We start from the raw sequence: 12,582 nt of genomic DNA on the forward strand, positions 1-12,582 counted from the left end.
GGGCCAGCCTTGGAGATCCAATGAAGATCGCGATCTACACGTTCGACGGCATCACGATGTTCCACCTCGCGGCCCCGCTGATGGTGTTCGGCGAGCTCGGACGACTCGGTCTCGCCTCCGACTGGGAGACCCGGCTCTGGTCCGATCACTCGGAATCGATTCGCACCGTCGAGGGATACCCGGTGGGTGAACTCGCTGGCCCGGAGACCGTCGACTGGGCCGACATCGTCATCATTCCGTCCTGGCCTCAGTCGCTCATACCGGTGAGCACCGCACTGTCATCGGCGCTGCGGGACGCACACGAGCGTGGCACGACGATCGCGGGACTGTGCCTCGGCGCGTTCGCCGTCACCGAAGCCGGACTCCTGGACGGCCGCCCAGCCGTCACCCACTGGACGATGATGCCCCAGCTCGCCGAACGACATCCCGGTACCGAAGTCGACGCATCCGTGCTGTACATCGACCACGGCGACGTCATCACGTCGGCGGGCACCGCCTCGTCGATCGATGCGTGCCTGCATCTGGTGCGCAAACATCTCGGATCGGCGGTCGCCACACGAGTGGCACGCAGCCTCGTCGTCGCTCCGCACCGCGAAGGCGGGCAAGCCCAGTACATCGAGCGCCCCCTCCGCCGGCCTGCGGGCGACACCGCGATCACCGACACCATGGACTGGGCACAAACCCACCTCGACGAGCCGCTCACCGTCGAACGACTCGCCGAACACGCCAAGATGAGCCGGCGCAGCTTCGTGCGCCACTTTCAGCGCACCACCGGCACGACCCCCGCACAATGGGTACTCGAGCGTCGCCTGCACGAGTCGCGAGTCCTGCTCGAAACCACCGACTGGGGCATCGACGCTGTCGCGTCCACGTGCGGCTTCGGGAGCACTGTGACGTTCCGGCAGAACTTCGCGTCGGCCTTCGGAACCACACCCAGCTCCTACCGACGCCAGTTCTCCGGCTGAAACGCCGCCGATCCGGTTGAATCAGATTCCGTGACGGACGGATCCGGGAACGCGAAGCGGCACGTGCTGCGCACCGCCTACGGCAGCACTTACGCAGAGGCCTTTCTCGTCATCGCCATCATCACGATTCTCGTCACCCGCCTCTACCTGGAACTGACCGGCTACCCGCAGGTGGGCGGTGAGACACTGCACATCGCACACGCGCTCTACGGCGGGGCTGCAATGATGACGGCACTTCTGATCGGCTGGCTCTTCCTCGGGTTCGGGCCACGACTGCTCGCAGTTGTCGTCGGCGGCATCGGCTTCGGCCTGTTTCTCGACGAGATCGGCAAGTTCGTCACGAAAGACAACGACTATTTCTACGGTCCGTCCGCAGAAATCATGTACGTACTCATCGTCGTCGTCCTCGTGGCGAACCGACTGGTTCGGATCGCCCGCGCTCCGACTGCACAGGAATACCTCGCCAACGCTGCTGCCATCGCCGCCGACGGACTCGCCGGTGGCATCCCACCGCACCGACGCGAGGCCGCCGCACTCATGCTCGATCAAGCACGAATGCTCGGTGGCGACACGCACACGATCGAGGGTGTGCGCGCGGTACTCGACTCAGCAGAACACCGCGATGATCGTCTCGAAGCAGGTCAGCGGTTGGCGGCCCGCATGATCCCGAAGCTGTTCCGTAGCCCACGCTGGGTTCCGGTCGTCGGATGGCTCATGGTGCTGGCCGCCGCTGCGGGCGTGGCACTCGGCGTCGTGCAGATCGTGACGGGCGGAGTACATCTCGGGACCGCCGACACCCGGATCGACATCGACAGGATGAGCATCACCAGCGGCATCCTGTTCGCAAGTGCGACGATCACGCTGGCAATGGCACTACCCGCCATGATCGCGGTGCATCGCACCGACTCACTGCGCGGGCTTCGCGCCCTGCGCACCGCGGCGCTGATCTTCACTGCTCTCAACGCGCTGGCCGAGTTCGCCACCTCAGGATTCGGTGCGCTGCCCAACCTCGCGGTCGGCCTGTTCAGCATGGCCGTGCTGTCACACCACATCACGGTCCGGGCCGAACAACTCACCGATACGACGGATACTCCGTCACTGCCTCGACGCCGGCCATCGCCACAGCGAAAATGACGACGTAGAGCACGATGAGCAAAACCATGAATATTGCCCAGACGAGCAGCGCGATCTTGCCGAGTTTCTTCGCCTGCGCCGACGCACGGTCGGCACCCTCGTAGTCACCCATCATCCACAGTGGGAAAACCTTGGAGGAGTTGTCGAACGCCGAGAATGCGAGCGGCCAGAAGAAGAGGAGTGCGGCAACCGCCCAACCTGTGTTCTGCGCGGGCGGCGCCGGTCGCGAGGGAGCGGCTGCCGGGCCGTACTGGAAACCTGCCTGCGCGAACTGCTGGGTCATCGTGCCTCCGTGTGCGTCTACTAGCGCGGAGGCACACCGCCCCCGTCACATACTTGGATGCGTCGAATCGTGTTTTGGTTCCCTCGCACGGCAAATTGGTTTCGCACACCGTGACTCACCCCACCAAGATCGAAAGCTATAAGTTAGCCTCACCTACATGCTCAGATCCTGGTCTCGCGTCGGCGTCGCAGCGCTCACAGTTGTGTTGCTCGCTTCCTGCGGCTCGAACGATACTGCCGGGCAAGCTGCAGGAAATGCCGATGTCGCGACCGGCGGGGAACGGTTCAGCACGGCAGACACCGAAACGGCGAGGCTCGGCAGCGACGCCGAACCCGGAGTGTTTCCGCGCACCGTCACTCATGCTCTCGGCGAGACCGTCATCGAGAGCAAACCCGAACGGGTGATCGTGCTCGACAGCGGTGAGCTCGACGACGTCCTGTCGCTCGGCATCACGCCGGTCGGCCTGGCCAGCCCGGAAAGCGCTTCCGGACAGCCGTCCTACCTGGCCGACAAGCTCGACGGCGTCGCCGATGTCGGAACGATCAACAACCTCAACCTCGAAGCGATCAGCGCCCTTCAACCAGACCTGATTCTCGGCAGCCAGCTGCGCGCAGACAAGCTCTACCCGCAGCTCTCGTCGATTGCACCGACCGTGTTCAGCATCAGGCCCGGATTTCCGTGGAAGGAGAACTTCCTGCTTGTTGCAGATTCCGTGGGCGACGAGAACGAGGCCATGGAAGTTCTCAACAACTACCAGGCGCGCGCCGACGAGGTCCGCGCATCGATCGATGGTGACCCCACGATCTCACTCGTTCGGTTCATGTCGGGAAAGATCCGTCTGTACGGGAACTTGTCGTTCATCGGCGTGATTCTGCAGGATGCCGGACTCCCCCGACCTGCAATCCAGGACATCGACGAGCTCGCGGTGGAGCTGAGCCCCGAGACGATCATGGAAGCCGACGGAGACCAGATCTTCTACACGAGTTACGGCCGGCCCGAAAGCACCGACGAGGCCACCGTCGTCTCGGGGCCGCTCTGGAACCAGATCGAGGCCGTCAAGGACGGTCGAGTGGAGCGGGTCAGCGACGAAACCTGGTTCCTCGGCCTCGGCCCCACCGGCGCGATGCTGGTGCTCGACGACCTGCAGGACATGCTCGGATCCTGAAGTGCCGACCAACCGCCTTGCGGGGCAGCGGAGCCCGGTCACGCAGCCATCGTCGGGGCGATCGCCTCCATCTGCACGAGCACCAACTTGATCGCTCCGGTCTGCCGGTCCGGCGGGTACTTGTAGCGAGTCAGCAGACGCTTCACCTGCGACCGCAACTTGGCTTTGACGTCTTCACGCACCTTCCAGTCGGTCTTGACATCGCGCCGCATGACACCGACGAGTTCCCGGGCAATCTGGGCGAGAACGTCTTCTCCCATCCCATCCAACGCCGACTCGTTCTGGGAAACCGCGTCGTAGAAGGACAACTCGTGATCACCCAGGGGCGGATCGAATCGCTGCCCACGCTGCGCTTCGGCCTGCACCTCCTTCGCGACCTCGACGAGTACCGCAATCACCTCGGCCGAGGTGAGCTGGCTGTTGGTGTATTTGATCATCAGATCCTGGAGCTTCTGGGAAAACGCGCGCTGCCGCACCAAATTGTGGCGCGACACCTTGCGGGATTCCTCCGATACCAGTTTGCGCAGCGCCTCGATCGCCAAGGCCGGGTTCTTCGCCTGCAGCGTGCGCTCGAGGAAGTCCGCGTTGAGATCGGCCAGTGACGGCTTGGGCATGCCTGCTGCGTCGTAGATGTCCAGCACCTCACCGGATTCCACTGACGCAGCCATGAGGGCGCGCAATGCGCGCTTGACGTCCTCGGGTACTGCGACACCGTTCGCTTGCCGTTCGGCAGCATCGAACTTCGCTACATACACCCGGACCTCTTCGAAGAAGCGTGCGTCGCGGGCCAGGGGTTGAACGTCCTCGTGGGTACTGCAGATCGCCCACACCCGCGACAGCTGCGACGCGTGCTCGCGATAACGAGCAGCGAGGGTCTTCTCCCCTTCTGACACCTTGTTCTGTGGGTTCTGCTTGTCCCGCACGAAGTTGACGGTCGCGAGGACCGCGTCGAGCCAGGCACGCCGCCCCGGAGCATTGCGGTGCGCCCTCCAATCGAATCCGTGCAGCATGTTGTCGAGGATCGTCATGCAGTTCTTGACGGCGTCGACGGCTTCGTCGACCGGTCGCCCGAGCGGCTTGGTAGTTCGGTCGGAGGCCGTGTACTCGGCCAGCGCATCGGCCAGATTCTCCGCCACGGGTGCATATGCAACCAGCAGACCGTCGCTCTTCCCCCGGAAGGTGCGGTTGACACGGGCGAGCGTCTGCATCAGCAAGGCCCCCTTGAGCGGTCGGTCGAGATACAGGGTGTGCAGGGGCGGCGCATCGAAACCTGTGAGCATCATGTCCTTGACGATCACGAGTTCGAGTTCGTCGTCGATATCCTTGATCCGCTTCTTGATTGCGGCGTTCTCGGAATCACGGCGCACATGGTCGCTGATCGGCGGCTGGTCTGTCGCGTCTCCGGAATACACCACCTTGATACGCCCGGACGAGAGATCGTCGGAGTGCCAGCCGGGGCGGAGTGCGACGATTTCGCTGTAGAGGTTGGCGCAGATCTCACGTGTCGCGCACACGATCATCGCTTTACCGGGTGCGGTCGGATTCTCTTCCGAGCCTACGAACTTCGCCATCTGGGAGCGTCGCTTCTCCCAGTGTGCGACAAGGTCTTCCGCGAGCATCTGCAATCGTGCTGGCGTGCCGTAGACGGCGTTGATCACTGCGACGGACTTTTCGATGCGGGTTCGTTCGGTGTCGTCAAGGCCGACGGTGAGTTCGTCTGCGGAGGCGTCGATCTGCTCTTCGGTGATCTCTCCGGCGAACGCGACCTTCACCAGACGGCTCTCGAAATGGACGGGGACGGTGGCTCCGTCGTCGACCGCGCGGGTGAGGTCGTAGATGTCGATGTAGTCGCCGAAGACCGCCCGGGTGTTGCGGTCGTCGAACGAGATCGGGGTTCCGGTGAATGCGATGAGCGTTGCGTTCGGGAGCGCATCACGCAGGTGGCGGGCGTATCCGTCGAGGTCGTCGTAATGACTCCGGTGAGCTTCGTCGACCACGACGATGATGTTGCGACGAGCGGACAGCTCGGGGTGACCGAGCCCTGCCTCGCGTTCCTCGCGGCTCTTCCCGAACTTCTGCAGCGTCGTGAAATAGATGCCGCCGGTAGTGCGACCGGACAATTCCTGGCGCAGTTCTTCCCGCCGTCGAATCTGCTTGGGATGCTCCGGGAGCAATTGCGACCGCGCGAAGGTTTCGTAGAGCTGGCCGTCGAGCTCGTTGCGATCGGTGATCACCACGATCGTCGGGTTCGCAAGCTGAGGATGGCGAATGACCTGGTTCGCGTAGAGCTCCATCTCCATGGACTTGCCGGATCCCTGCGTATGCCAGACCACTCCGGCTTTACCCCCGGAGCCGACGGCAACGACGGTCGACCCCACGGCCTTGGTGACCGCGAAGTATTGGTGAGGTTTCGCGATTCGCTTGACGAGGCCGTTCTCACTCTCGTCGAATGCTGTGTAGTTGCGGAGCAGTTGCAGGAAGCGCTCCTGGTTGAACAGGCCGAACAGTGCGGTGTCGAGTGGATGATGCTCGCCACTGGGTTCGACGGGCGCGCCGTCGTCGTCGACGTTCCACGGGGAGAAGTGCTCGAAGGGCGTGAACGGAGTGCCGTAGGACGCGGTGACGCCGTCCGATACCAATGCCATCACCGCGTATCGGAACGCGAGCGGGAATTCGCGCAGATACGTCTGCAGTTGAGCATGTGCATCGGTCAGGCTTGCGTACTCGCTACCGGCATTCTTCAGTTCGACGACAGCGACAGGCATTCCGTTCATGTACAGCACGAGATCGAAGCGGCGCTCGTAGTCTCCGCGGATCACGGTGACCTGGTTGGCGACGAACCAGTCGTTGTCGTCGGGGTCGACGGAGACGAGACGGATGGTGGGCGTGACCTCGACGCCGGCGTCGTCGGTGTAGGAGATCTTGCGCAAACCGTCGGTGAGGTACTCGTGGATGGCCCGGTTCTCCGCGATGGCGTCGGTCGAGCCTGCTGTTGCCACGAGCGCGACGGCATCGTCCACAGCGCTGGCAGGTACATGCGGGTTCAGTGTGACGATGGCGGATCGCAAGCGTGAGGGCACGAGGAGGTCGTCCCACGAAGTGCGCTCTCCGGATCCGGGAGCGATGTCGCCGCCGTGGATGTATCGCCATCCGAGCTCGCCCAGCGTCTCGAGTGCCATCTGCTCCCATGCCGATTCGTTGAGACGGCCGGGGAAATCCAGAATGTCTGCCATGCACACAATTTAGAAGCTCGCGCAGATACGAGCGAGGCAGACTGCCGATAATACGGGTTATCGGAAGGAAAGTGGTTCACGGGTTCGGTTCGGACGCACGATTCGAGCGTTCCGATTGCTCGATCAGGAGATCGCCGTGACCATTCAGTTCGCTCCCCCGACCGCCGATTCCGATCCTCTCACCGAGGCCAGCGGAGCCGGCACTCGGTTCTGGCCGGGCTTCTCGGTGGGTCTGTGCGCCGCGGCGATGACCGGCGCTCTTCTCGCGACCGGTTCCCTCATTGCGGATCGCGCGTCGGACGCGCCCCTGTTCGAGATCGGCGGCACCGTCACGCTCATCGATGGTGCCGCCGACAGCACTGTGCCGGGATTCGAGTGCGAAGGCGACCACGGCTACGACGACATCTCGCCTTCCACTGCAGTGCGGGTCTCCGACGACGCCGGCGCACTGCTTGCAACGGGAGCACTGACCTACAGCGTGAGCGAAGGCGACTTCTGCACGTTCTTCTTCACCGTCTCCGACGTACCACGCGGTGCGTCGTACTACGACGTGGAGATCTCGCATCGCGGATCCGTCTCGTACGACGAATCCGATGCCGAATCCGGAGTGCACCTCACTCTCGGCCACTGATCCACATTTCGCCCCCCGATGAAACGAGGCCTGTCATGACGATGCCGAACCAGCCTGATCCGCGGATCCAGCCGCCCACCCAGCAGTACTCCCCGCAACCCACCGGGTGGCAACAGTCCGGCGGATTCGCACCGGCTCCGCAACCGAAGAAGAAAAAGAAGTGGCCGTGGATCGTCGGGGCGTTCGTCGCGTTCGCAGTCATCGTCTCGGTATCGGGCGGCGGCGACGACGAACCCACCGGCGCTGCCGATCCCGCATCCTCGGCACCGCAAGCCGGTGCCCCTGCCGGCGTTGCCCCGGAGGTGGAGTCACCCACCGCTGTTGAGGAGTCCGCGGCCTCCATGAACATGCCGGTGCGCGATGGCAAGTTCGAGTTCGTGGTCACAGGAGTCGAGGCCGGCCTGACATCTCTGGGCGACAACCCGTTTCTTGCCGAAGAAGCACAGGGACAGTTCGTGATCGTCACGATGACGGTCAGCAACATCTCCGATGCGCCCAAGGGTCTGAGCCCGAGTGACCAGGAGCTGATCGACGACCAGGGCCGCACCTTCAGCCCCGACACGGCTGCTGCGTTGAATCTCGATTCGGACGTGACGTTCTGGGATGAAATCAACCCCGGCAACACCGTCACGATGCCCCTCGTATTCGACATGCCCGTCGGGGCGGTTCCCACGGCGGTCGAATTGCACGACTCCATGTTCTCCGGTGGAGTGACCGTTTCGCTGAGGTAACTCCGCCATTCCCTGCTGGTGCGCCCGACGAGGGGTCGGGCGCACCGGCGCACCCCACAGGTTTTCTGAAAGGAACACGCCGATGCCCATCAAGAACTCCTCGACTCCCGCCGGATGGTACCCGAATCCCGTTGGCGGGCAGCGCTACTGGGACGGAAGCACCTGGCTCGACCTGCCCGACCCTGATTCGAGCGACAAGCCGAGACGGAAGATTCGCAAGAAGCCGATCTTAGTGGCCTTTGTCATCGTCGTCCTCGCGGCCGTGGGTGGGACGGTTGCATGGAAGGTCGATCACGACGCCCAGGTCGCCGCTCAGGTGGCCGCCGCAGAGGAAGCCGCAGAGCGTGAAGCCGCGCGTATCGCGCAGGAGAAGGCCACGCAGGAAGCCGCTGATGCAGCCGAGCGTCTCTCACGTTCGGTGAGTGTGACGAGCATCGAATCGAGCGTCGAGGAAATGGCCGTCGAGCACGTGAACGATGGGATGTACGACGGCCCGATTCTGTCGGTGAACTGTTCACCGGTGAACGGGGGCTCAACCGACAACCTGAGTGAAACCACTACCGTTTTCGAGTGCTTCGTGGGCACCGAAGACCTCGGCGACGGTCGCATGCGCGGTCGCACGTATCACGCGACGATGAACTGGACCAGCGGTGAATACACCTACGGCTACGGCGCACCGTAACAACGCCTTCCCGCATCAGGTCGCGCCGTACCCCTTACCCGGCCCGGTGCAGGACATCCACCACCCGCCGGGCCATGTGCCGCATTCCCGCTTCGGTGGGATGCAGTTGCCGAGCGAGCGACAACGAGTACCGTCCTTCGAAGAAGCTGGAACCGGGCAGGGCACATGCGTCGTGCCCCTCTGCCCCGACAGTGACATCGACGAACTGGGCTCCGGCACCCGAAGCAGCGCCCGCCAGCACACGATTCATCCTGGTGAAGAAACCGTTGACGAACGCGGCGTCGGGGTCGCTCGTGGGGATGTTGGGCCAGCATCCGCGGGTGCCGAATATGCCGCCGTGCCCGACGAGAAGAACTCGGGCATTCGGCGCCTTCCTGGAAACCGCCCCGAGGGTGGCGGTCACTTTCGGGCCGAGCGCGCCGAGCGCGGCGTCCATGCGAGAGGCCACTGCCGGATCGTTCCTGCAGTTCGCGTCGACGCCGGGTGCATCGGTGTAGCACGCGGAAACCAGGTTGGGCCAGGCAATGTCGTTTCCACCGATGCTGACGGTGACCAACGTGGTGTCCGGCGCAAGCGATTCGAGCTGCGGCGGTACCGGACCGGCCGACGTCGGCTGCGGCACCGACGTGACGTGCTCGGTCCGAGCCCCGGTGCACGACACGTTCGTGAACGATTCCGGATGGAGTATCTGCGCCACGACCGCGGGGTATCCGAGGTTCGACCGCGAGCACCCGTTGGCGTGGGCTGCAGCGTCGAGATACGGTCCGGCCGCTCTCGAGTCGCCGAGCGCGACGTAGCGGATATTCGGATCCGCCGAGCCAAGAGCCGGACTCGACAACACGGCGATCGCAGCAACGATCGCCGCCACCACGAACGCGCGCACCGCGGGAATTGGATTTCGTCCCTCGGTCACGTCAGATGTACCAGCCTTCACGAAGGTCATTATCCGGTAGCGACGCTGTGACAGCAGCGCAATCATCGCAGTTCGATTTCCCACACATACTGAACCGTCACATGTCCTGCGTCCGTTACGGGGTAACGATCGAGAATCCGGGATCGGCTCGATCGGTCAGCGCGACGATCCTGGCGATGACCGTGGAGTCGCCGTCCATCACGACACCGTCAGTGTCGACGCCGGCCAGAAGTCCGAGCAACTGGGGCTTGGTGAGGGTCACCACCAACTCCGCAGGGTCGGACCGGCGTGTGGGGTAGTGGATCAGCACGCCGTTCGACAACTCCATCCGATACGTCTCATCGAGATCGGTGAAATGCCAGCGGATCGTTGCATTCACATCCCACGCCCGAGGACCGTCGATACAAATGGCGACACTGTCGAAGACTTGGGTGATGGTGAGTGCGGCAGCCATGCCTGCCGCGCTGACCTCGGCAGGGTGTGCAGGACCGGTGACTTCACTTGCCCCAACGAGATAGTTGTTGCGCCACGTTGCACATTCGGAGCCGTAGCCGAGTCGTGTCAGAACATCAACGAGCACCTGTTTCGCGCCGGCATGGTCGGGTTCGGCGAAGACCGCGTGGCTTGCGAGCTCTGCGGCGAACCGGAGGTCGCCCTCGTCGGCGAACTCCTTCGCCTTCGCCACAGTGACGTCGACGCCGCCGATCGTGCGGACATAGCGGGTGGCGGCCTCTTCCGGCGGGTGCTGCCACAGGTGCGCCGGATTGCCGTCGTACCACCCGAGATAGCGCTGGTAGATGGCCTTCACGTTGTGGCTGACCGAACCGTAGTATCCATGGGTATGCCAGGCGGCGTCCAGTGCGGGCGGCATCTCGAAGTTCTCGGCGATCTCGCTGCCGACGAGCCCCTGGTTGAGTTGACGCAGTGTCTGATCGTGAAGGTAAGCGTAGAGGTCACGCTGCTCGTTGAGGTACCCGACCAGATTCTCGGTGCCCCAAGTGGGCCAGTGGTGCGAGGCAAATCCGACATCGGAGTCGTGAGCGAACATCTCGATCGCCTCGGCGAGATATCGCGACCAGTTACGGGCATCGCGCACCTCTGCGCCTCGTAGGGTGAGCAGATTGTGCAGGTTGTGCGTTGCGTTCTCTGCCAAGCACAGCGCGCGACGGTCGGGGAAATAGAAGTTCATCTCCGACGGCGCCTCGGTGCCGGGAGTGACCTGGAAAACCATCCGCACGCCGTCGAACGTCTCTTCCTGCCCGGTGTGGGTGATGTCCAACGTGGGTGCGAGAAGCCCGACAGTTCCGCTGGACGTGCTCGGCCCGAGTCCCGCGCCCAGGGTGCCGGTCGCGCCAACCGGGAGGACGATCCCGGTGTGGTACATCCCGCGTCGCAGCATTGCACCACCGGCATAGACGTTCTCCGAAACTGCGTGCTCGAGGAAGTGCTCCGGCGCAATTATCGGCACAGTCGTGTCAGCAGTGACAACACCGAGCACGCCACCGAAATGATCGATATGCGAATGCGTGTAGACGACGGCAGTGACCGCACGGTCACCTCGATGCTCGCGGTACAGCGCCAGACCTGCAGCGGCGCACTCGGCAGAGACCAGCGGATCGATCACGATCACACCGGTATCACCCTCGACGAGAGTCATATTCGACAGATCGTAGCCGCGGATCTGATAGATACCCTCAGTGACCTTGAACAATCCGTGGATGGCGGTGAGCTGCGCCTGGCGCCACAAACTCGGGTTCACCGTGTCGGGGCAGTCCCCTGTGGTGGCGGCGGCGAACCCTTGGGCGTCATAGACCACACGACCATCGTCGGCACGGACCTGAGCGGGATCCAACACCGCAACCAGGCCCCGACCGGCATTGTCGAAGTCGGTGCGGTCAGAGAAATCAGCGGGCATCAGCACTCCTCTGCTAGGTCGCGATCGACGTGGATCGGACGCGGTCGCCAATCAGTGACCGTAACCGGGGCGAGCGACCACCGACTCACCCGTTCCGGGCGAATATCGGCAGGAGATTCACAACGTCAGATCCGGCGCATCTCCGGATCGTGATCTAGCGGCACCCGCTGTACTCGCCGTCTTTCACGACCGACAGCACCGCATCCGCCTCACCGACCACCGCACCCGACACCGGCGCCTGTTCGATCACGATCCAGCTCCGATCCCACACCTGCGCTCGACCCTCACCCGTGGCATCGATACTTCTCGAATAGAACACGCCCGCAGCCTGAATCGCGTCCTGCGCTGCCTGGAGGTCCATGCACATCACGTTCGGCATGATCGCGGTCGACGCGCTCGCAGGTTTCGCCGTGGCAGCGACCGTGCTCGCCGGCGCTACAGTGCGCGCCGTCGTCGCCGCCTCCGTCGACATCGGAACCGTCAGCGGAGCTGATGCGGTTGCACGAGCCGACGACTGCGGCGTCGTGACCGCGCCCTCCTCGGATGGCGCATCGAGCCCGTCGGAGATGTCGCTGATGATCCCGATGAGCACGAAGAACGCTGCCACAACCACGGCGATCACGACACCGCGACGCGCTTTCGACGGAGGCGGTAGTGGAGGCGGGGGCGCGAATGCGGCCGGATGCCCAGCCAAGAACGCGCGGTGCCCTGCCTCTGCTCGGGCAGCGAGCGCGTCGCGCTCGGCCTCGACCCGCGAGTGATGCTCTCGTATCAGCTTGCCGACAGCGAGGTAAGCGAGACCGACAGTGAACATCAGCTGGACGAGGGCAGGCCCGGCATTGCCATGGATCAATTCCACGATCGCCAGCCACAGCGTGATGCCCGCGAACATCCCCGCAAGAACCCTCAGGTAGGGCTTCAAGTGTGCTC

11 protein-coding genes are annotated in these 12,582 nt (G+C 63.7%); 6 read left to right on the top strand and 5 right to left on the bottom strand.

From position 1 onward, the window contains the following. Positions 1-20 precede the first annotated feature (20 nt). Together ACSYG9_RS07770 and ACSYG9_RS07775 are read left to right on the top strand one after the other, a co-directional pair. Positions 21-965, top strand: a complete 945-nt coding sequence (locus tag ACSYG9_RS07770; RefSeq protein WP_454841943.1) for a GlxA family transcriptional regulator — start codon at positions 21-23, stop codon at positions 963-965. A 30-nt stretch (positions 966-995) separates the two neighbouring features. Further along, entirely contained in the window at positions 996-2,099 is a 1,104-nt protein-coding gene (locus ACSYG9_RS07775) for a hypothetical protein (RefSeq protein ID WP_454841944.1), read from the top strand. On the opposite strand, the gene ACSYG9_RS07780 is transcribed toward ACSYG9_RS07775, so the two are convergent. Further along, entirely contained in the window at positions 2,038-2,382 is a 345-nt protein-coding gene (locus ACSYG9_RS07780) for a CD225/dispanin family protein (RefSeq protein ID WP_440126627.1), read from the bottom strand. The two genes, ACSYG9_RS07775 and ACSYG9_RS07780, sit on opposite strands and share 62 nt — an antisense overlap. 157 nt (positions 2,383-2,539) lie before the next feature. Between ACSYG9_RS07780 and ACSYG9_RS07785 the strand changes: the two genes are divergently transcribed. Next, entirely contained in the window at positions 2,540-3,547 is a 1,008-nt protein-coding gene (locus ACSYG9_RS07785) for an ABC transporter substrate-binding protein (protein WP_454841946.1), read from the top strand. A gap of 38 nt (positions 3,548-3,585) precedes the next feature. Here the strand turns inward: ACSYG9_RS07785 and ACSYG9_RS07790 are convergent, their stop codons facing one another. Beyond that, on the bottom strand, positions 3,586-6,780 hold the full coding sequence (locus ACSYG9_RS07790) for a type I restriction endonuclease subunit R (protein WP_454841948.1): 3,195 nt from the start codon (positions 6,778-6,780) through the stop codon (positions 3,586-3,588). Between the two features lie 136 nt (positions 6,781-6,916). Here ACSYG9_RS07790 and ACSYG9_RS07795 point away from each other — a divergent pair, with 136 nt between their 5' ends. The 3 genes from ACSYG9_RS07795 to ACSYG9_RS07805 all read left to right on the top strand — a co-directional run bounded on the left by ACSYG9_RS07795 (position 6,917) and on the right by ACSYG9_RS07805 (position 8,824). Next, the gene (locus ACSYG9_RS07795; RefSeq protein WP_440126630.1) at positions 6,917-7,411 is read left to right on the top strand and encodes a hypothetical protein; all 495 of its coding nucleotides are present in this window, start codon (positions 6,917-6,919) and stop codon (positions 7,409-7,411) included. Between the two features lie 35 nt (positions 7,412-7,446). Then, the gene (locus ACSYG9_RS07800; protein WP_440126631.1) at positions 7,447-8,142 is read left to right on the top strand and encodes a DUF4352 domain-containing protein; all 696 of its coding nucleotides are present in this window, start codon (positions 7,447-7,449) and stop codon (positions 8,140-8,142) included. Between the two features lie 82 nt (positions 8,143-8,224). Beyond that, positions 8,225-8,824 carry a DUF2510 domain-containing protein gene (locus ACSYG9_RS07805; protein ID WP_440126632.1) on the top strand — a complete coding sequence of 200 codons (600 nt, stop codon included), beginning with the start codon at positions 8,225-8,227 and terminating at the stop codon, positions 8,822-8,824. 34 nt (positions 8,825-8,858) lie between these two features. Here ACSYG9_RS07805 and ACSYG9_RS07810 read toward each other — a convergent pair whose 3' ends face one another. From ACSYG9_RS07810 to ACSYG9_RS07820, 3 genes are all read right to left on the bottom strand, one after another. Further along, a complete protein-coding gene (locus ACSYG9_RS07810) occupies positions 8,859-9,737 on the bottom strand; it encodes a GDSL-type esterase/lipase family protein (RefSeq protein ID WP_440126633.1) in 879 nt (292 codons plus the stop codon). 115 nt (positions 9,738-9,852) lie between these two features. Next, positions 9,853-11,652, bottom strand: a complete 1,800-nt coding sequence (locus ACSYG9_RS07815) for an alkyl sulfatase dimerization domain-containing protein (protein WP_440126634.1) — start codon at positions 11,650-11,652, stop codon at positions 9,853-9,855. Positions 11,653-11,806: 154 nt separating this feature from the next. After that, positions 11,807-12,574 (bottom strand): hypothetical protein, encoded by a 768-nt coding sequence (locus ACSYG9_RS07820; protein ID WP_454841950.1) that lies wholly within the window; start codon positions 12,572-12,574, stop codon positions 11,807-11,809. Between the last annotated feature and the right edge of the window lie 8 nt (positions 12,575-12,582).

It is taken from the genome of Rhodococcus sp. SJ-2 (assembly GCF_053750035.1).

Coding starts and splice junctions, on each gene's coding strand:
- ACSYG9_RS07780 (WP_440126627.1), bottom strand. CDS start 2,382: ATGACCCAGCAGTTCGCGCAGGCAGGTTTCCAGTACGGCCCGGCAGCC.
- ACSYG9_RS07785 (WP_454841946.1), top strand. CDS start 2,540: ATGCTCAGATCCTGGTCTCGCGTCGGCGTCGCAGCGCTCACAGTTGTG.
- ACSYG9_RS07800 (WP_440126631.1), top strand. CDS start 7,447: ATGACGATGCCGAACCAGCCTGATCCGCGGATCCAGCCGCCCACCCAG.
- ACSYG9_RS07805 (WP_440126632.1), top strand. CDS start 8,225: ATGCCCATCAAGAACTCCTCGACTCCCGCCGGATGGTACCCGAATCCC.
- ACSYG9_RS07790 (WP_454841948.1), bottom strand. CDS start 6,780: ATGGCAGACATTCTGGATTTCCCCGGCCGTCTCAACGAATCGGCATGG.
- ACSYG9_RS07815 (WP_440126634.1), bottom strand. CDS start 11,652: ATGCCCGCTGATTTCTCTGACCGCACCGACTTCGACAATGCCGGTCGG.
- ACSYG9_RS07770 (WP_454841943.1), top strand. CDS start 21: ATGAAGATCGCGATCTACACGTTCGACGGCATCACGATGTTCCACCTC.